This is a genomic window from Kosakonia sp. Marseille-Q7440 (genome assembly GCF_965119485.1).
This window is the reverse complement of sequence record NZ_CBCPLT010000001.1, coordinates 2,079,066-2,097,035: the sequence shown is the minus strand read 5'-3', so window position 1 is coordinate 2,097,035 and position 17,970 is coordinate 2,079,066. Positions and strand designations below refer to the sequence as shown.

General features: G+C 51.4%; 18 protein-coding genes and 2 pseudogenes. 16 read left to right on the top strand and 4 right to left on the bottom strand.

Annotated features, from left to right (window positions below; translation table 11 throughout):
• The first annotated feature begins 118 nt into the window (after window positions 1-118).
• From ACWPW2_RS09700 to ACWPW2_RS09685, 4 genes and pseudogenes are all read left to right on the top strand, one after another.
• Complete coding sequence (locus ACWPW2_RS09700) at window positions 119-298, top strand: hypothetical protein (RefSeq protein WP_454122716.1); 180 nt, start codon at window positions 119-121, stop codon at window positions 296-298.
• Window positions 299-365: 67 nt separating this feature from the next.
• A pseudogene (locus ACWPW2_RS09695) lies at window positions 366-527 on the top strand (anti-CBASS protein Acb1 family protein); the annotation flags it as partial.
• A 147-nt stretch (window positions 528-674) separates the two neighbouring features.
• On the top strand, window positions 675-1,007 hold the full coding sequence (locus tag ACWPW2_RS09690) for an Ig-like domain-containing protein (RefSeq protein WP_454122714.1): 333 nt from the start codon (window positions 675-677) through the stop codon (window positions 1,005-1,007).
• Window positions 1,008-1,414: 407 nt separating this feature from the next.
• Window positions 1,415-1,615 carry a DUF6246 family protein gene (locus ACWPW2_RS09685; RefSeq protein WP_454122712.1) on the top strand — a complete coding sequence of 67 codons (201 nt, stop codon included), beginning with the start codon at window positions 1,415-1,417 and terminating at the stop codon, window positions 1,613-1,615.
• Window positions 1,616-1,623: 8 nt separating this feature from the next.
• Here the strand turns inward: ACWPW2_RS09685 and ACWPW2_RS09680 are convergent, their stop codons facing one another.
• Window positions 1,624-1,938 carry a hypothetical protein gene (locus tag ACWPW2_RS09680; protein WP_454122710.1) on the bottom strand — a complete coding sequence of 105 codons (315 nt, stop codon included), beginning with the start codon at window positions 1,936-1,938 and terminating at the stop codon, window positions 1,624-1,626.
• Window positions 1,939-2,107: 169 nt separating this feature from the next.
• Here ACWPW2_RS09680 and ACWPW2_RS09675 point away from each other — a divergent pair, with 169 nt between their 5' ends.
• The 8 genes and pseudogenes from ACWPW2_RS09675 (at window position 2,108) to ACWPW2_RS09640 (ending at window position 10,309) form a co-directional block, all read left to right on the top strand.
• Window positions 2,108-2,875, top strand: coding sequence for a KilA-N domain-containing protein (locus ACWPW2_RS09675; RefSeq protein WP_454122708.1), 768 nt, complete (start codon window positions 2,108-2,110; stop codon window positions 2,873-2,875).
• Window positions 2,876-3,366: 491 nt separating this feature from the next.
• Window positions 3,367-3,606 (top strand): hypothetical protein, encoded by a 240-nt coding sequence (locus ACWPW2_RS09670; RefSeq protein ID WP_454122706.1) that lies wholly within the window; start codon window positions 3,367-3,369, stop codon window positions 3,604-3,606.
• A gap of 145 nt (window positions 3,607-3,751) precedes the next feature.
• On the top strand, window positions 3,752-3,973 hold the full coding sequence (locus ACWPW2_RS09665; protein WP_454122704.1) for a hypothetical protein: 222 nt from the start codon (window positions 3,752-3,754) through the stop codon (window positions 3,971-3,973).
• 521 nt (window positions 3,974-4,494) lie between these two features.
• A pseudogene (locus tag ACWPW2_RS09660) lies at window positions 4,495-4,914 on the top strand (phage tail fiber protein).
• A 414-nt stretch (window positions 4,915-5,328) separates the two neighbouring features.
• A complete protein-coding gene (locus ACWPW2_RS09655; RefSeq protein WP_454122702.1) occupies window positions 5,329-6,600 on the top strand; it encodes an acid phosphatase in 1,272 nt (423 codons plus the stop codon).
• 713 nt (window positions 6,601-7,313) lie between these two features.
• Window positions 7,314-8,777: an MBOAT family O-acyltransferase gene (locus ACWPW2_RS09650; protein ID WP_454122700.1), complete on the top strand. Its 1,464-nt coding sequence runs from the start codon at window positions 7,314-7,316 to the stop codon at window positions 8,775-8,777.
• 11 nt (window positions 8,778-8,788) lie between these two features.
• On the top strand, window positions 8,789-9,883 hold the full coding sequence (locus ACWPW2_RS09645) for an alginate O-acetyltransferase AlgX-related protein (protein ID WP_454122697.1): 1,095 nt from the start codon (window positions 8,789-8,791) through the stop codon (window positions 9,881-9,883).
• A gap of 228 nt (window positions 9,884-10,111) precedes the next feature.
• A complete protein-coding gene (locus ACWPW2_RS09640) occupies window positions 10,112-10,309 on the top strand; it encodes a hypothetical protein (protein WP_454122695.1) in 198 nt (65 codons plus the stop codon).
• 39 nt (window positions 10,310-10,348) lie between these two features.
• Here the strand turns inward: ACWPW2_RS09640 and ACWPW2_RS09635 are convergent, their stop codons facing one another.
• The gene (locus ACWPW2_RS09635; RefSeq protein ID WP_454122693.1) at window positions 10,349-10,804 is read right to left on the bottom strand and encodes an ECs1072 family phage-associated protein; all 456 of its coding nucleotides are present in this window, start codon (window positions 10,802-10,804) and stop codon (window positions 10,349-10,351) included.
• A gap of 256 nt (window positions 10,805-11,060) precedes the next feature.
• On the opposite strand from ACWPW2_RS09635, the gene ACWPW2_RS09630 reads away from it, so the two are divergent.
• The 4 genes from ACWPW2_RS09630 (at window position 11,061) to ACWPW2_RS09615 (ending at window position 12,785) form a co-directional block, all read left to right on the top strand.
• Entirely contained in the window at window positions 11,061-11,306 is a 246-nt protein-coding gene (locus ACWPW2_RS09630) for a hypothetical protein (protein ID WP_454123621.1), read from the top strand.
• 198 nt (window positions 11,307-11,504) lie between these two features.
• A complete protein-coding gene (locus tag ACWPW2_RS09625) occupies window positions 11,505-11,678 on the top strand; it encodes a GhoT/OrtT family toxin (RefSeq protein WP_071789450.1) in 174 nt (57 codons plus the stop codon).
• A 106-nt stretch (window positions 11,679-11,784) separates the two neighbouring features.
• Complete coding sequence (locus ACWPW2_RS09620; RefSeq protein ID WP_023478687.1) at window positions 11,785-11,958, top strand: GhoT/OrtT family toxin; 174 nt, start codon at window positions 11,785-11,787, stop codon at window positions 11,956-11,958.
• A gap of 65 nt (window positions 11,959-12,023) precedes the next feature.
• Window positions 12,024-12,785 carry an alpha/beta fold hydrolase gene (locus ACWPW2_RS09615; RefSeq protein WP_454122690.1) on the top strand — a complete coding sequence of 254 codons (762 nt, stop codon included), beginning with the start codon at window positions 12,024-12,026 and terminating at the stop codon, window positions 12,783-12,785.
• A 30-nt stretch (window positions 12,786-12,815) separates the two neighbouring features.
• Here the strand turns inward: ACWPW2_RS09615 and ACWPW2_RS09610 are convergent, their stop codons facing one another.
• Together ACWPW2_RS09610 and ACWPW2_RS09605 are read right to left on the bottom strand one after the other, a co-directional pair.
• Window positions 12,816-14,990, bottom strand: coding sequence for a virulence factor SrfC family protein (locus tag ACWPW2_RS09610; protein ID WP_454122688.1), 2,175 nt, complete (start codon window positions 14,988-14,990; stop codon window positions 12,816-12,818).
• Window positions 14,987-17,968, bottom strand: a complete 2,982-nt coding sequence (locus ACWPW2_RS09605) for a virulence factor SrfB (protein WP_076769863.1) — start codon at window positions 17,966-17,968, stop codon at window positions 14,987-14,989. Before ACWPW2_RS09605 ends, ACWPW2_RS09610 begins: the two co-directional genes overlap by 4 nt.
• Between the last annotated feature and the right edge of the window lie 2 nt (window positions 17,969-17,970).

The following is a 17,970-nucleotide window of genomic DNA, read 5'->3' as shown; positions in this document are numbered from 1 at the left end:
GTGTTAGTTATTGAAACGAACCAGGGTGGCGATATGGCAGAGAGTTGGAGTGATGATTCCAAAACGACTGCAGGGCAGATAAGATGCGTATTCGCTCAAGTTTGCAAATGGATAGACCATGAAAATCGAGTTTGATGAAGTTTCTGAAGGACAGGTTAGGGCTACCCTTACTCTGAAGCGAGTCCCAGGTGAATATGTACGTAGTTACGGGGTTTTCGCAAAGGATGAAGAAACAAGCGCAAAACAGTTACTCGCTTGGATGAAGGAAGAAGGCAAGGTGCCTGAAGATTTCGAGTAATTTTTACAAAATACAAGGTCGCTCCGGCGGCCTTTTTTATTGCTAAAATCCCACAAACGGACAATCCATGACTGAAAAATTAACTCTCTCCGTCAACCATGCGTTGAAAGATGCGCGGATGGCGCGCGCCCATATAGGGCTGCTGGCACAGGCAATGAGGCTGGACAATAAGCGCAGCTCGGCGTGGTGCGAGTATGGCTTACCCGAGCAAATCATCTACGAGAACTTATAGCACGGCATTGGACGTTTCATTAAGTATTATTACACCGAAATCAGCAATCGTCGCCAGCCTGGAATCTGGGTTCGCATGGAATACAGCCTGAACACTTTCATCGTTACATGAACATCACTGCCCTGAGCTCTGACGGCGGCACAAATGACATCGTGTCGCTTACTACTGAGTTCAAAGTGGGTGACGCCAGCTCGATTCAAGGTTATCGACCCCGACAAAACCGTGTCGGCAACCGGTGTAACCGTAACTCCAGTGACGGCAAGTCTTGCTATGGGCACAACCCGCCAGCTGACCGGAACTGTTCAGCCTACCGATACATCTGATCGCACCGGTACATGGACGACTTCAGACGCATCGAAAGCGATCATCAGCAGCACCGGTCTCGTCACCGCGGTAGCCGCTAGTTCGGCGGCGATCACGTTCAAACCCAATAACGGCAACTTTACCGGCACCTGCGCGGTTGCTGTCACAAGCTGATAATCGAGCGGGCATTATCTGCGCGCGCGCTTTAACAGCTTTTACTGCTGAGAGGTTTGACAAAGGTTCTAAGAGCCGTTATCATTTAGGAGAAAATGAAGTTCTTTAGGCTAGGTGGTGTCGGGAGTTCAACTCTCTCTCTAATCGCAGCAGGCATTCTATTTTCAATCAGTTATTTAGCTGGTTATAAAAAGAACAAGTTAATTGCTCAGCAATCCACCAAGTCAGAAGGAGCTAAATAATGAAAATCTTCAAAAATAAAATCCATGAAATCAGCTTTTACGAATCCATCCAAAACTTCAGTAACAACGGTGCATTTGTTGCGTTAGGTTCCGGTCAGACACTACTATCCTAAGTAACTTCATTTTCATAACCCCGCTGTTGCGGGGTTTTTTCTTGGTAATTTTATGTCGCTCTTAAAAGAAATTGGCGAGTGTCTAATATCGCTGGGTGAACGTGATTACTTTTTCCGGTCATCACTCGCAAACATCATGCGAATCGGCGAACCCGCCGCGATTGTTCAGGCGTTTTATGACCTGCACAATGCTGAATACTCTTCGTTGATTAAGCGCTCAGTAGCAGCTTCGGTGAAATCATCACTAATCTGATCATAGAATTACGCCAAGGCAAGTCTGAGAAGTAGCTGTTTGTGTACCGCGAAGGCGCAATGCCAGTTAGTGACATGGTTCTGATTGCACAGCTTCTTATTCAGCATGAAATCATCGATAAAGCCAAGGTGTGAAAATTGCAGAAGCATGAAGTCAGCCAAGCTGACAACAGAGTTTAATTCTTTCGAGTACATCAGCGCCGCACGCACCTCGGCATGAGCCGCGAGGAGGCGGAGCAGCTGACGATGACTATCTGGCAAAGAAGACCAAGCGACAGGGTAATGCAATTTGAATTTTTTGCTGTAACGTAAAAGGAAGAGCATGATTTGAGACTCAACCTAATCTCAGCAAAATTCGATGGCCGGATAGCTTGGCAAAAATTACAAATAAAACACTCCAATAAATTCCGAATAGAGCCAATAAACATTATTTTTTTGCACTAATTAATAAATTCACTTATTTTGACGTCTGTTTATCATTGGAGGGTATGTCATGAATCAGATTGAATTGCCATTTATTGATCGCACAGAAAATAATGTAATAATCTCGCAAAATGCCTTAGACGGTTACATAAACGCAACATCAATGTGCGATGCCGCTGGGAAAAAATTAAGTCACTACCTTGAAAATGCCTCGACTAAGGCTTTCGTAGGTGAGCTATCAAACGATACCGGGATTCCGATATCGCAATTAGTTCAGATAGTTAAAGGCGGCTATCCTCAACAGCAGGGGACATGGGTTCATCCCCAAGTTGCGATACACTTGGGACAATGGGCATCGGCAAAATTTGCTGTTTTAGTGTCTAAATGGGTATTCGATTGGATGTCTGGTGCTAAGCCACAACAATCCAGCATGCCTTACCATTTGAAGCGCTACATGATAAATAGAGAAAAAATTCCACCAACACACTTCTCTATGCTTGACCAGATGACGTTAAAATTGCTTGCACCGCTAGAATCTCGGGGGTATGTTTTACCGCAAAAAATGATGCCCGATATATCGTTGGGTCGGTTTTTTAGTGGGATTCTTCGAAATAAAGGCTACGATCCCGACTCATTCCCTACCTACATCCATGAATTTAATGACGGTAGGAGGCCTCCTGTTGAAGCGAGGCTTTACCCAAACGAAATGATGACAATGTTCAATTATGAAATAAATAATTGGATAAAAGACAAATCGTTATCTTATTTTACGGGTAAAGACAATACAGCAATACCACACTTAAACCAAATAATTTTAGCTCTCCCCGCTCCAGAATAATAGAGAGATGTAAACTCTCTATCTTGAGACCTGCTCTGGCAGGTTTCTTGCTTTCCATTGCATCAGGTACGCTTTAGGATTATCCCCATGCTTATTTATGGAGATAGGGTTATGAAGAAGCTGATTTTGGGTGCATTGGCGATAGTTTCAGTTACTGCGAGCTAGCAAGCCGCCTTATAAGCTGCACGTGCCGTCAGATACCAATGCGACTTATACGAAACAAAGGGAATCTCTCCACCATCATAACTAAGCGACAAGCAGATTCGGGTACAACTTATTCGCAGCGCGTCTACGATTGCAGCGAAAAAAGTGATGTATTTAGGTTCTGGCGAGACCTTAGAAGAAATGCACTCATCTAGAGCAGATGATCACCTTTCACAAATAGTTAATAGCTCAATTGCAGATTATGTTGGTAATGAGGCCTGCAGTTAAATTTAACCTGTTTATAAAACAACCCGCTACAGCGGTTTTTTTATTGCCCGGCGATCTTAATGTCAGAGAAAGTTGGAGAGATTTATAACGATGTTAGCGCTGACATTGCTCCATTACTGCAAGGGGCATCGCAAGCCAAATCAGCGTTGGTTTTCATGGGAAAAGGGGCCGAAATAGCTTCAAATAGTATGGAAGAGCTTGAGCGATCTGCGCAAAAAACTGGAAATGCGGTTGCACGGTCCGCTAATGACGCCAGTCAGGCATCTAAAGGCAAGGGCCGCTGTTGTTTTGGCAGATGAGCTTCAGGCGGGTTCGCAAGCTACTACCTCACAAAGAACAGAAATTGCATCGTTAGCTGGTCAGATTTATGACCTGAAGAACGCTTAAGATGCAGCAACAGCATCATCAACTGAGAAAGCGGTCACTTCATTTGGAAGGATGGAGATGATGATGAACAGAGTTGGTTTGGCTATAGCAAGTGCTTTTACTCTACAAGCTGCCGGTCACATCATATCTGTGGCGGATCAAATGTCTATTCTAAAGGCTAGGGTTGAAAGGCTTTCTCCTTCAATTGAAGTGGCAAAGGATACCATGACCAGTTTAAGCGCTATCGCTGCTCAAACTGATAGCAGTGTCGATGATACTGAAAGGCTCTGGGAAAATTAACTCAGTCATTGAAATCCACTAGCGTGTCAAATTCTCAGATCCTCGCTCTTACAGAAACACTCTAAAAATAAGTACAGTTTATCGTGCCCGGTCAGAAATAAAGGGGCCAATTCAGATATCAACTCGCTCAGCGGGATGACTACAGCGCTGAGTATCACGCAGGGCGGCACTGGGGCTAAAACAGCGTCAGATGCCGCAGCAACCTTGGGCTTGGTAGTTCTGCACTAAAAAAGTTCGGGTTGTGTAATGGGGGGCGGGGCATTCTCATTCGGAACTGACCTTTCATCAGCACCATCGAATTCAGGAGGTTACCCGGTGAACCGGTTTATCCAGATCCCTTCTGCGGGTGGTAATAACCCTGTTCCCCTACCGGAGGCGTAGGGCTCAACTTCGCCCTCAGCGCTAACTATGTTTTCCATTTGCTCGCAAGCATCGAAACAACAGCTAGGCTGTTTGGGCAAAGCGTTAAAACGCAGTCCAGATTTGACGCGCGAGTGGAGCTATACAGCACAGATAACACTATGAGGGCTACAGACGGGTCAATCAAGGCTGCTTCGCCTATCGTTCGCATTGTGAAAAGCAAAGAGGGCTGTAAGCGTCCTGATATCGATGAGGCAGACTTCGCGTGGTGCGTTGCAGTAGTGGCGAATGCCGAAGCAGAGGGCGTTAGTCTGACTCGTAAAGCGATGGGCGTGTACCCTCTCTGCCTGGCTAAATCCGGGTGGCAAATGTCGCCTCATCGTGCCCCACAGGATTCCGTTGACATGGGCATCGTTTAAGCAGAGCAGGAGAAAGATGCCTCGCTTATCATTAGGCCCTATAAACGGCGTTATGTTCTTTCCGAAGACGAGGATATCGAACTACAAAAAGGCGCAGCGATCGACGTCCCTCCGACGAGTTGGATCGATGTCCGTCTAGATATGCCGGAAAACAGTACCTGAAATCAGCGCGTTGAGAGCGCACAGGAAGAATAAATAAGCCCCGGCGACGGGGCGACATGCTTATTGTAGGCCGGCACTGAGGCTTGCCGTGATGAAATTGACACCAGCCGATCAGCCAGTCACTCAGCAAGCCACTTTCGATAAGCTGGAGCGGTATCGAACGTGACAGGAAAGGGGGTTAATTGGGATGCAGCTAAGATAAAGCGGAACGGGAGTAAGGAGGTTAACAAAACATAGAAAAACCGACCCAGCGGCCGGGTTAGACAAAAAATCGGGCATGAAAATGCCGTAGCCGATGCGCTTGTTTCAGGCTCCCATAAAACGTTTCAAAGTGTCTCCGTGTCACAAAAGCGTCAATTAACAGGGCTAGCGTCATTCACAGGCAAGGTTATTGTTTGAATACAAGGATAAAAAATGAAAGCCCGTATGACGCTGTTAACCGCTTCCCTGCTGCTTGCTCATCAGGCGATGGCGAAAGATATCCCTTTGACTGCTGCACGCGACATCGCAAATACCACTACGCCGGCTTCGGTAAGCCAGGCATTTGATGGTCTGGAAAGCCAGTCTCTGTCCGCGCTGCGTGACGCGTTGAAAGGCGACGGTGCAAAAGTGGAGCGTGGACAGCTGGAGAAAGCGGCGCAAAGCGCAAAACAGGCCGATACCGCCTGGCTGAAAGCCAGCGGCTATGACTTCAAAGTGAAAGACAACCAAAAAGCGGGCATTGAACTGCTCTCCGCGTTCAGCAAGCTTCCTGCACCGGTGCTGGACCAGAACCTGAAAACCGTTGAGACGATTAACCTCGATGCCACCCAAGGGCTGCGCCATCAGGCGCTGGCGGATGCAGAAGGTATCAGCTACCTCTATTTTCTCTCTGACGCGCTCGGTCCTCGTCTGGGTAAAGCATTTATCGCCGCCTATGATAAAGGCGAATTAAGCAAAGCCGCGGCGCTGATCAAAACCAGCGAAGTCAGCACCGGCGCGGCGAAGAAGCACTTTGACTACAAACGTCCGTTTCTGATTCAGGGCAATACCATTCACCAGGTCCCGGATGATGTGGTAGTGAAAGATAACAAACCATACTCGGCCGACGGCGGCTCCTTCCCGAGCGGCCATACCAATACCGGTTACACCGATTCTCTACTGATGGCGGAGATGATCCCGGAACGCTTTGACTCGCTGGTAGAACGCGGTGCGCGCTATGGCTATTCACGCATCGTGCTGGGCGTGCATTATCCGCTGGATGTGATGGGTTCAAGAATGGTGGCCCAGCGTAACGTGGCGCATTACCTCAATGACCCGGCTTATCGTAAGTTGTTTAACGAAGCGCGCGATCAACTGCGTACGGCACTGGAAAAAGAGTGCGGCACCTCCCTTGCAGAGTGCGCGAGAACGGCTGGCAAAGACGATCCCTATCGTGACCCGGCGATGAAAGAGTTTTACCGCTTCACCATGACCTACGACCTTCCGCAGCAAAAAGGCAACGTGCAGCCGGTGAAAGTACCGGAAGGGGCGGAAGTGCTGCTGGAGGCGGCGTTACCGCATCTGTCGGCGTCCGCACGGCGCGATCTGATGGTGAAAACGGCACTGCCGGGTGGTTATCCGCTGTCTGGCGAAACCGCCGATCAGAACTTCTGGCAACGTCTGAACCTGCCAGAAGCCTATGCGATGGCGCATAAAACGAAGTAAGTTTTCGCAACGATTCGGGCACGACCAGCACGGTAGACTTGCGATAGATGGGATTTTATCGGGAATGGCTCACCCTCTGAACGTATGCAAGATCCAATGGGTAAGCCAGCGTCCACATGCTGATGCTGGATATGTCGTCCACGCTATTCCGGTGATGTGAAGAATGGGGCATGGATGGGGCAAAAAATTAGCGCAAAGCAAATCAAAACCTCTGAAGGTGTCGATTCGTCTTGCGCTAATGCATTGCTTTCAACCTGCTTTTCGCTTGCTTCATCTCACATCATAAAAAATATCCCGTACACGATAATAAAACACTGACAGATATTTAAGCGGCTGGAATACAAGGTTATTGTGTTCCAGCCGCTTAAATTTTTGTTATGGACGTTAAACCTTCCTTAAAAAACCCTTCGCATTACTATTTTGTTCCGCCACTCCTTTAGCACAGATTTTGAGGATCATTTTTATCACCACGACTGGCTGGTAATTAAGTCTGAATGTTTTTAGATGTTTACACCCCGGCGAGGAAAGCAGGCGCAATATTACAAGAGTACAGAAAATACTCGCTAATAAATATATCGTATAGCGAGATAGTTAACCGTGCCAATCATTATTCCGGGATAATGAGACAAGTTTCACATCTCTTACTTTTGAAGTAGTTACAAAATGTTATTGTGCTAGACTCGATATTTTGGGTTTCCCCGGATTGTGAAAAAATGATTTTCAGTTCCCCCGAATTCGTTTTTGCATTTTTGCCAATAACTTTTCTGGTCTACTTTTTACTAAACCGATTTAAATTTATTTATTTCGGCAAACTCTGGCTTGTTGTCGCCAGTTTATATTTCTACAGCTACTGGAGTTTAAACTATCTTCCCTTAATGCTTGGATCGATAATCATTAACTACAGTTTAGGCATGCAATTAGCTAAGGGGGCGAAAAGGAAAAAGGAGATGCTTACCGTTGGCATTGTTGCCAACCTGGCTGTACTTTGCTATTACAAATACATGAACTTCTTTTTAGATAATATAAATATAATAACCGAGCAACAGTTTCACATCGAAGGAATAATTCTTCCAATTGGTATCAGCTTCTATACATTTACTCAAATTGCCTTTCTGGTTGATAGTTATAAAGGCAGCGCGAAAGAGTATGACCTGGTAAATTACGCTCTTTTTGTGACTTTTTTTCCTCATTTGATCGCAGGGCCTATCCTGCACCATAAAGAAATGATGTCACAATTTAAATCTCTCCGAACCGTGCCGATAAAATACAATAATATCTTAATGGGTCTGATGATCTTTGGTATTGGCCTTTTCAAGAAAACCATAATAGCTGATACCTTTGCGCAATGGGCAGAGATTGGATACGTTGCAGGAACTCATCACGACTTCTATAGCGCCTGGGTTACAAGCCTCTCCTATACATTTCAGTTGTACTTTGATTTTAGCGGTTATTGCGACATGGCAATTGGCGCTGCTCTGCTATTTAATATCTGGCTTCCAATAAACTTCAACTCACCGTACAAAGCGATCAATATCCAGGATTTCTGGCGTAGATGGCATATTACCCTGGGAAGATATCTACGCGACTATCTGTATATCCCGCTGGGTGGCAACAGGTGCACGGTATCAAAAACCTACTGCAATCTATTTTTGACGTTTGTCATCGGCGGCTTGTGGCATGGAGCAAGCTGGATGTTCATTATATGGGGCGCAATGCATGGGCTGGCATTAGTTATACACAGAGTATGGTCCAAATTCGGTATCGCTATGTATAAGCCGCTGGCGTGGATGATTACCTTTCTCTACGTTCATATTGCATGGGTCTTTTTTAGAGCCCATACGGTGCAAGATGCCATGAATATAATAACGGCTATGTTCAATATCGATTCGGCGAGAGCGATCTCCGTTTCAGCCATACCGATTACCAATATGACACTGATCGGGGTCAACGCCGACGTATTGCTTGCCGCGCTCCCCGTGGGCCTGGTGGGGTACTCAATGCAAATCGCAGCGATCGCCTGTGCATTCTTTATTGTTTCAAGTAAAAACGCTTTAGAAATCGTTAGAACACAAGAGCAAAGCATAATAAAGGTTGGGGTATTGAGTTTACTCACAGTAACCGCTCTTTATATGGTATTGCATACTACCAGCCCGGTTTTCCTATATTTTAATTTTTAATGGAGTTGACTGTGAGAATTAAAGTTTCTGTTTTTATGATTATAGTCATCTCGATACTGATGTTACTACCGGCTTACAATTATTTTATGTTGGAAAAACCCTTTAAGGAGGTTACGTTACTGGGAAAAATTCAGGGGCTGTATAATATGGATGCTATTGAGGGTGAGTTGGCGTATCTGGCTTTTAAAGCAGGAATATCTGTAGAGCCGAATAAAGTTATCATCGGTAAAGGTGGCTGGCTTTTCCTTGGTAATGAATATGCAAATACACTGGTTGCGAAACGTGATGGCGTCAACGCAACAACAGCTCCTGCGATCGCTTCACTGCATGACGCTATGCATGAATGGAAAAAATACTTAACCGCCCAGGGCGTCCAGTACTTTATGGTGACTGTTGGCCCTGATAAAGACACGCTTTATTCTGATCACTTGCCTGCATGGACGACGCATGCTGATGCTTCGATAATCAAAAAAATATTAGACGATAATAGTGATATCTATATCGATACGCTGAGCGCTCTTCAGGCCGAAAAGAACAGATCATCTACGCCTTTATATTTTTATACCGATACGCACTGGAATCATTACGGTGCCGCTGTCGTTTTTAATCTGTTGCGTAATGTTATAAAGGATGATGAGGTAGCGTGGCAGAGACCTTTTTCTGAAAATGATTTTGCCCTAGAAAAAGGCACGGGTGGTGATTTGGCGGCCTTTCTGAGAACAGCTAAAATCAGTGACATTAAAGTTAGTATCAAATCTGAGGAGATTAATAACCTCAATATACGAAAGGTTGACTACCAGACAGGGAAAGAAATTTCCACTGAAAGGATGACCACCGTTGAAGCGCCGACTGTGCCTACTCTTATTATTTCTGACAATGCACTGAGCAACAAAAAAGTGCTCTGGCTAAGGGACTCTTTTGGTAATGCCATGTCACCTTTCATGTCCAGAGAGTTTAAAGAAATATTGCAAGTTCACCATGGAAGAGTCACACCAACGCTGATGAAGCAGATGGTGGCGTCCTTCAAGCCTGACTATGTCATCATCACTGTTGTCGAACGCGATGCGTTAACCAGCTTCTTTACCTCGCCGCCTTCATGGGGATAGTTTTCAAAGCCCGCTTCGGCGGTTTTTCCCGCCTTGAAAGCAGGGTACTACGTATGACCGTACGCCGGTTAAGGCTTCTCTCCCGGCCGGGAGTGGAAGAACGGGAACCTCGGCTGCATATCTTCAGAGGCGGCGATAAATTACTTACAAATAATGTCATTACCCCGTCACAAAAAGCGGTAATAATAGCTGGCTTTTTGAATAATCAGGCAGGGGAATTAAATCATAATGAGTAAAATCGTAGTCGTACTGATTCCCGGGCGTGCTGCCGAGTTTTTGACGGTGGATGACGACGACACAACTATCTCCTCAACACTCTCAAATGGCGCAATGCCGATTGAAAGTTACTGGTGTGAAGGAGAGGAGTTTTATTTTGCCCGCGCACAGCTGGCGCTAACAATGGAATGTAGCGTGGCGGCACAGTAATAAAAAAAAGGGCTCAGTTGAGCCCTTTTTTCGCGTAATTTAACGGCGCAGAAACGCTTCGTTTTCGCGCGGTGCCCAATCCTTCTCTGAAAAATCGTAGGTAGGTAGCGCCTCATCTTTAATGCCCTGCGAGCGCAGCACGGCGCGCACTTCTGTCGGTAAGTTTTCGTCGCGGAACAGCTCGGCGAGCACAAACAGCGTATCGATGAAGGAGAGCTGTTTTACTTCAAACGGCTTCCAGCCGGTGCGTTTAAAGATTAAATGGTAGAGTGCCTCCTCACCGGCGAGGGGAACAAAGTTACTGGCATACTTTTCACGATGGCGCGCCAGCAGGACTTCGAGGATAAAAATTTGCGCAATGCGCTGCCTCGCAGCATGGCCCCGCACGCTATCCGTGGTCCAATCGTTAAGCGTGATGTCATTATTTTCACGCACCCGAACTTCAATGGCTTGCCACAGATCGTCATATTTCTGCATAAACTTACCTTGTTTCACCTTTTCTTTGCCTGTTAAAAACAATAACAGAGAAGATTCTGGCTCGCCAAATATAGCAGTACTAAATTACTGGCTTTCGCTATTAATAATCAGACTTAAGTTAAATCTCACGTGGAAATGCGCATGGATGGGTCGGGTTGTTTTTAATCAATATCCAACAGGCATAATAAGAATATTTTTATGATTCATACCTTCACGGGATACGAAAATGAAAATAGCGACGTGGTTGGCAGGCTTTATTGTGGTTAGCAGCGCGATGATGGCACCGCAGGGAGTGGCAAAAGAGCAGGCGCTAAGCGATGCGCAGGTGAAACAGGCGATTATTGAAGAGTCGATCGCTGAGTATCCGGGCACCTGCGCCTGTCCGTTTAATCGCGCGCGGAACGGCAGTTCATGCGGACGGCGTAGCGCCTGGAGCAAAGCAGGGGGCTATGCGCCCATTTGTTACGCTAATGAGGTGACGAAGGAGATGATCAGGGCGTGGCGCGAGCGCCAACAATAACCAGAAAAGAGACGTCCGCTGACGCTGCGTTTATCCTCCCCATCAAGGGTTACTCCCGGCGGACGTTTATCAGTAGATTCAGCCCGTTAGATCAAAATAGCGACATATAGCCTCTTTTGAGAAACTATTTAAACTTGATAAAGGTCAATTAAAAGAGCATATTGCGCACGTTTTGTTACTTCTGGGTTAATGTTTGTTATGTCCTTATACCAAAAAATGTTGGTGTTCTATTGTGTCATGGCGTTGATCTGCGCCTTTATCACCTGGTTTCTGTCGCACGATCGTAAACGCATCCGCCTGCTGAGCGCTTTTCTGGTCGGTTCCACCTGGCCGATGAGCTTTCCGGTGGCGCTGCTGTTCTCCATTTTCTGATCTCTGCCTGACCGCTAAAGCAAAGCGTGACCGCCCCGACAGCATGCGGGCAAAAAAGGGAGCAGCATAGGGAAGTGCACGTTGGCCTATGGACAGGAGAAGGTGGATGGATCTCTACACAAAACTGCTGATTTTTTACGGGGTAATGGCGACGATTTGCGCGCTTGTCACCTGGTTTCTCACCAAAGAGAAGCGCACCATGCGCTTGTTGAGCGCCCTGTTAGTCGGTGCAACATGGCCGATCAGCTTCCCGGTGGCACTTCTTATTTCACTCTTTTGAAATCGCTCGCAATCTTGCGCTGGAATGCTGTATAAAATACCAGTATCACGCAAGAGGGGGAGCAAATGGACGAACTCTATTCACACCACGCGCAGTGCCGCGTTCGCTGGCACGCCTTACCGGGCGAAGGCGATCCGGTGGTCTTTATTCACGGCCTGGGCTGCGCATCATCGTTTGAATATCCACGCATTATTACCGACCCGGCACTCGCCGGACGACGCGCAGTACTTATCGATCTGCCCGGAAGCGGTTACAGTGAACGACCCGCCAGCTACGCCTATCGCACCACCGATCAGGCAAAAGTGGTGGTGGAGGTGCTCGATCATCTTGGCCTGGATGCCTTCTGGCTCTACGGTCACAGCATGGGCGGCAGCATCGCCATTGAGGTCGCCTCACTTATTCACTCTCGTCTTAACGGACTTGCCGTTTCCGAGCCTAATTTTTACCCCGGCGGTGGGCAGTTTAGCCGCGACGTTGCAAGCATGGACGAAGGGGATTTTGTCACCTGCGGCTATGCGGCGATGCTGGCGCGGGAGACCTCACCGTGGGCGGGCAGTTTGCAGAGCACCGCGCCCTGGGCGATGTGGCGGGAAGCGAAAAGCCTGGTTGAGGGCATCACGCCCGGCTGGATGAAGCTGTTTGTCGACCTGCCGCGCCCGAAGACGCTGATTTTCGGCGCACACTCGCTGCCGGATAACGACGCCGATGAAGTCCGCCAGCAGGGGATCGATCTGCGGATTATCGCCGACGCCGGGCACTCAATGTCGTGGGAGCAGCCAGCGGCGCTGGCGCAGGCGATAGGGTCGTTTATTGCGCAGCACGAATAAAAAACCCGGCGGAGTTCGCCGGGTTGTGGGTTAAGGCAGCAGCGCTTTGAGCGCGGCGCGCGCCTCAGGGGTGACATCGAGCGGGTGGCGGTAGCCGATATTCTCAATCGCCCGGTTGTAGAGCGCGACCAGCCAGTCGTAGACGTAGCGGGTTGCGGCGTGCACCGGCTGATCGCCGAGACGCGTCAACCGCTCGCCGCCCACTTCAATCACCGCGGTAGCAAAAATGGTGCTGCCTTTCTGCACGCGGCTGGCCGGGCGGCTCTCCGGCGGAAGATCGGCATAGCCGAGCCAGGCAACAAAGTTGCCAATGGCCGCATGCAGCTGCGCTGCGCAGGCGGTGTCGCGCTGCATGATTTGTTGCAGGGTTTCCGGCAGGCGCAGGCGGTAGCTGCTGATAATCACAATCTCCGCCATCTGGCGCAGCGTCGCCGGGCTGACGCCCAGGCGCACGGCATTGTCATCGTTGCGGCTCCACTGGCGCACGTGGTTAACCCACAGCGCGTGCGCCTGCTGACCGACATCTTTCGCCATTGCCTGCGGCTCGGCGCTCTCAGCCGATTCAGCAAACAGATCGATCGACTCGTTAAACAGGCCGCTCACTTTCTCTTCCCGCGGCTGCTGCACCTTCCAGAGCGTATCGAACTGCTGCATATCCGGCATTAATCCTTCCAGCAGCTCGCCGTGGCGTGATGCCTGGACCTGCAATTCACGCACCACAGACTCCGCCCGTTTACGCTGCTCATCGGCATCCTGTTCCGGACTGACGACCCATGCCTGCAACAGATCGCGCAGGGCGCGCTGCTGGCGCTCGCTCAGCGCTTTCAGCCGCTGCTGGCGCAGGGCGGGCGCTGTGGCTTGCGCCAGCCACTCGAGCAGACGCTGCAAACTGCTGGCATCCAGCGCCTGCAATGTGCCCCAGTGCTGGCCCGGTTTGCCAATCAGCTGCTGGACGGTTTCATCCAGATTTTGCGCCAGCGTAAAGCGCGCATCCTGCGGCGTGATCGCCCAGACCAGACCCGGCAGCGCCGACTCCTGGCCCGACTGCGTCTCCTTCACCCAGTTCAGCAGCGCGCGTGCGATTGTCGCAGTTTCCGCGCGTTCCAGCGTGGCGTTGCAGATCATCAACACATCCGGTTGCAGGCGCTGGCGGTAGTTCTCCAGCAGCCAGCGGCATTTACTGCGCCACAGCGGCTGGCCTTCACGCGGGCCGGGGGCGGGGATATCCAGAATATCGACGCCCGGTAACAGGCTGTTTTCCACCGGCAGCACCAGCTCGCGGGTGATCAGCGCCAGCGTCGCCAGCGGAATGCTGACCGCATTTTGCAACTGCTCATTGGCCCACGGGTGGACTACGACTTCATCCTGGATCGCCTCTTCCTGCTCAACCGCCGGGGTTAAAAAACCGTCGGTCGGCAGCGCGAAGGTATCCACCAGAATGCTCAGCGGTGCTGCGATCTCGGTGGCATTACCGGTCTGGTGCAGGGTATGCGCAAGGGCAAACCACTGCTGGGTTAACTCTTGCTGTTCGCCCCACAGGAGCGACCAGGCGCTGGCGCGTGCGGTCAGATCAAGGGAGGGCAGCAGGGCGGCGAACTGATACCAGAGCGCATCATCCATCTGCTGCTGCGCAGCAGGCACTACCGAGCGCCAGAAGCGGGCGATTGCGCCAATCTCCTCGGCGGTAATTCCCGGCACGGCGTTAGGCTGGCGCAGCGCGCGCCATTTCGCGACCCGATCCTCAATCACCGCTTTATCAACCGCACGCACGTCCAGCTGCTGATGCGCATGGGCGATAAACAGCTGTACCAGCTCCGCTTCGCTGAGAATGCGCAGGCAGAGCGGGAAGCCCTCATCCATAAACGGCACGCGCTGGCTAAAACGCAGCGCCATGCTGGTCAGGGCATGGCCGGGGTTAATGTGGCTGAAGTAATCCAGCGTCTTTTCGCCAGGACGCACATGCATGCGGCCATTGCCGCTGCCGCACAGGGCGGCGAGCAGATGCGCTTTTGCCGCCTGCGAGCGACCATACAGCCCGACGGTGCAGGGAGCGTCAGCCACCTCCGTCAGCGCCTGTTCATCAGCCGCGGCGGCGGTAACGCGCGCCAGCAGGGCATCGGCGTCATCATCGAGCAGCGGTGAGTGCTGACGGTTGTTAGTGATCCATGCAGTTAAGGCTTGGGTGGTTTTTACGCTCGCACTCATTTCAGGTACACACTCCCGCTGTCGATCCAGTAATGGCTTCCGCTGTGTCGGCGGTCGGCCAGCGTATTCAATTTAAACGTTAACGCATCGGCAGGAACCGGGGTGCCATCCTGCAACCAGGCTTCGCTCAGGGTAAACGCCTCCGGGCCGTGGTGTTTATTGCCGCCGCTAAACTGTAGCCGCACATTCAACACCCCGTCACCGGCGATGGTTTTCGCCAGCTCCTGCGAGTTGATACTCAGCGTATAGAGCGGCGTCGCCGGCCAGCGGGCGTTCGCCAGTTGGCGAAAACCGAGCGTGACATTGCCGCGCAGCGGGAAGTGCAGCCGCGCATCCAGCTTGGCTCCGGGTTTATCCAGATCGATATCGTGATACCAGATGTTCTCATCGCGCAGGGTGTTCACCACGTTATCGAGCACACCGAGGTAGCGCACCGTCGAATAGGCACCAATATCTGCCGCTTTAAAGTTAAAGCGCGGCAGACGCAGATCGAGCGCCAGGCTGCACAGCATCGCGCCAACGGCGGCGGTCGATTTCGGGTTGCCGATTTTGCCCTGCTGGCTGAAGGGGTACCACTCATGCACGCGGTACTTATCCAGCCACACCATGCGGTTGACCGGCACCGGTTGCAGGTGGCGAATCAGCGCCTGCACGCCCGGCAGACAGCCCGGACGACCGGTAATCAGCAGTACGTCGCAGCTGTAGTGGCTGATCGCTTCACACACCGCGTGCAGCGGGGCGGTGAGGGTAAACTGCCCGGCCAGCATCGCCTCCTGCAAATCGCGGAAGGTGATTTGCAGCGGTACCGACAGCACATCAAACTCCGCCGAACCGGCAGGCAGGGCGTGGTCGATCGCCTGCTTCAGGTAGTTCATCACGTTGCGCGTCGGCGTCTGCTTCAGCAGTTCGCCAAAGGTCGCATAAAGGCCAGCCAGCGGATCGTTAATGTCGCTCTCTTCCCAGGCCGCCAGAATTGCATGGCCAACCGGCATAAAGAGTTGCAGGGTGGTTTGCTGGCGCAGCACCGCCTGGGTGTCGATACGCCCGGAGTCGCCAAATAGCGTCGCCATGATCGCCGCCGCGTCGGTAATGCCCGCTTTCTGCATATGTGTTTGCAGCGCAGGCAGCACGCAGCGCTGGATCACATCTAACAGAATGTCATCGCCCGCCACTTTAAACCCTTCACGGAAGAGCAGTTGTGGGGTGATTTTGACATTACTGCCGGTGCCATCATCCAGCTGATAATGGGTGATCGCCATATCGGTGGTGCCGCCGCCGATATCGACGGAGGCCACGCGCAGCGAGCGGCCCGGCACCGCGCCCGGCGCTTCGGTGCGATCCGGGCGGGCGAGGGAGGCAAAAAAGGTTTCGGTCTGCCCGGCGAAGCGGGAGATCGCTTCGTTATAGAGCCATACCAGCTGGCCGCAGCTTGCTTCGTCCCACTCCATCTGGATATAGGGCACCGGCACCACGCTCTTTTCCTGCTGCTTACGCTGGGCAAAATCCTCATCCTGCGGATGCCAGCCCATCGCTTTCCACACCAGGGCAATTGCTTCAAACATGCGGCGGCGGAAGATCTCGCGCTCCTGCTTCGGCATCGCCGACGGCAGGGTCAGAATAATGGTGCGCAGCTGGCGCGGCGAGGCCGGGAAGCCAAGGCGCAGGCGGGTCGCAACGCTGTTGATCTGCCCAAGCGCCTGCGAAAGCAGTTCACACAGCATATGGGTCATCAGCGTGCTGCGGCTATACTGCGGCGAGAAGACTGGCAGACGCTCATCCAGCGGCAGGCTGTAGAGCGGCTGGCCTTCGTCATTCATCAGGTTCATCAACGGGAAGGCGGTCGCCAGCGGTTCACGCTGCGTTTTGCTGTTCATCTGGCTGAAACGCCAGTCCTGCAATACCGGGGTTTCATCCCACAGATAGCGACGCGGGCTGGAGATACCGCTGTTGCCTTCGGTACCGATACGCTGCATCGCCAGCTTGCGTGCTTCATCGCCGACACGGACGATCGACGGCCAGATAAAGGCATCTTCACGCCCGCTCTCGACCGAAAAGTGCTGCTTGCCGAAGCGCGCTTCAGAAAACTCAAGCCGGCTGGTAAACAGCGGCTCGTTAAGAAATTGTGGCTCGCTGAGCGAGCGCACCTGCAACTCAGCGGTCTGGCGCAGGCCATCGTTGGCGTCGCCATGATCTTCAATAATCACGCCGCAGGTGTGCGTATTGCCGACATCAAGGATCAGATCGACCGGAATAGCCGGGGTGCTGAGCGTATGGGTGACGATTTTCACTTCCGGCACCTGAATCTGCATGCCGAGCAGCGACATCACGTTCAGCCAGTGCGCCTGGTACTCAAAACCGCGCAGGGCCTGATGAATTTCGCGCTCGCTGCGGCTTTCATGCTGGGTAATAAAGTGCAAAAACGCTTCGCGCAGCCAGCCATCAACCCACGTCTGGTCGAGAAAATCGGCCACTTCATCATCGCGCCAGGCGAGCGAAAAGCGGGTGCCGTTGAGAATGTCATTCTCCTGCGGCGCAAGGGCGGCAGGCGAGTTGCCGTTGATCTGGCTGTCGAGGGCCAGCGCTACGCGGTGCGTGTTTCCGGCGCTGTCCGGCTCGGGAAGTTTGCGGATCTGCACGCGCGCCCAGTTATCCGGGCCTTCAACGAAGGTGCGCGGCGGGTTAAAGCGCAGAAACGGGATCGGCAACCAGACGCCGTCGAGGATCGACAGGGAGTATTGCAGCGGGTGAGTGCTCTCGGGTTTGACCACTTCCGGCTGACCGCCGTCGCGATTGGGCAGGGTATAACGCTCATTCACCACGTCGAAATCGAGGCGCAGCAGCGGCCCGTTCGCGGTTTTACGCACAAAACGGCCGCTGTTCGCCGAGTCCTGCGGCGTCAGGCCGAAATCGAGAAACTGCACGCCGCTATTGGCGATCAGCGTGACGCTCTGTTTGTAGTCGCAAAGATTAACCAACATAA

Bases quoted from the DNA above. Each gene is read 5' to 3' on its own strand.
- ACWPW2_RS09700 (WP_454122716.1), top strand. From the start codon at position 119: ATGAAAATCGAGTTTGATGAAGTTTCTGAAGGACAGGTTAGGGCTACC.
- ACWPW2_RS09690 (WP_454122714.1), top strand. From the start codon at position 675: ATGACATCGTGTCGCTTACTACTGAGTTCAAAGTGGGTGACGCCAGCT.
- ACWPW2_RS09685 (WP_454122712.1), top strand. From the start codon at position 1,415: ATGTCGCTCTTAAAAGAAATTGGCGAGTGTCTAATATCGCTGGGTGAA.
- ACWPW2_RS09680 (WP_454122710.1), bottom strand. From the start codon at position 1,938: ATGCTCTTCCTTTTACGTTACAGCAAAAAATTCAAATTGCATTACCCT.
- ACWPW2_RS09675 (WP_454122708.1), top strand. From the start codon at position 2,108: ATGAATCAGATTGAATTGCCATTTATTGATCGCACAGAAAATAATGTA.
- ACWPW2_RS09670 (WP_454122706.1), top strand. From the start codon at position 3,367: ATGTCAGAGAAAGTTGGAGAGATTTATAACGATGTTAGCGCTGACATT.
- ACWPW2_RS09665 (WP_454122704.1), top strand. From the start codon at position 3,752: ATGATGATGAACAGAGTTGGTTTGGCTATAGCAAGTGCTTTTACTCTA.
- ACWPW2_RS09655 (WP_454122702.1), top strand. From the start codon at position 5,329: ATGAAAGCCCGTATGACGCTGTTAACCGCTTCCCTGCTGCTTGCTCAT.
- ACWPW2_RS09650 (WP_454122700.1), top strand. From the start codon at position 7,314: ATGATTTTCAGTTCCCCCGAATTCGTTTTTGCATTTTTGCCAATAACT.
- ACWPW2_RS09640 (WP_454122695.1), top strand. From the start codon at position 10,112: ATGAGTAAAATCGTAGTCGTACTGATTCCCGGGCGTGCTGCCGAGTTT.
- ACWPW2_RS09630 (WP_454123621.1), top strand. From the start codon at position 11,061: ATGATGGCACCGCAGGGAGTGGCAAAAGAGCAGGCGCTAAGCGATGCG.
- ACWPW2_RS09625 (WP_071789450.1), top strand. From the start codon at position 11,505: ATGTCCTTATACCAAAAAATGTTGGTGTTCTATTGTGTCATGGCGTTG.
- ACWPW2_RS09620 (WP_023478687.1), top strand. From the start codon at position 11,785: ATGGATCTCTACACAAAACTGCTGATTTTTTACGGGGTAATGGCGACG.
- ACWPW2_RS09615 (WP_454122690.1), top strand. From the start codon at position 12,024: ATGGACGAACTCTATTCACACCACGCGCAGTGCCGCGTTCGCTGGCAC.
- ACWPW2_RS09610 (WP_454122688.1), bottom strand. From the start codon at position 14,990: ATGAGTGCGAGCGTAAAAACCACCCAAGCCTTAACTGCATGGATCACT.
- ACWPW2_RS09605 (WP_076769863.1), bottom strand. From the start codon at position 17,968: ATGTTGGTTAATCTTTGCGACTACAAACAGAGCGTCACGCTGATCGCC.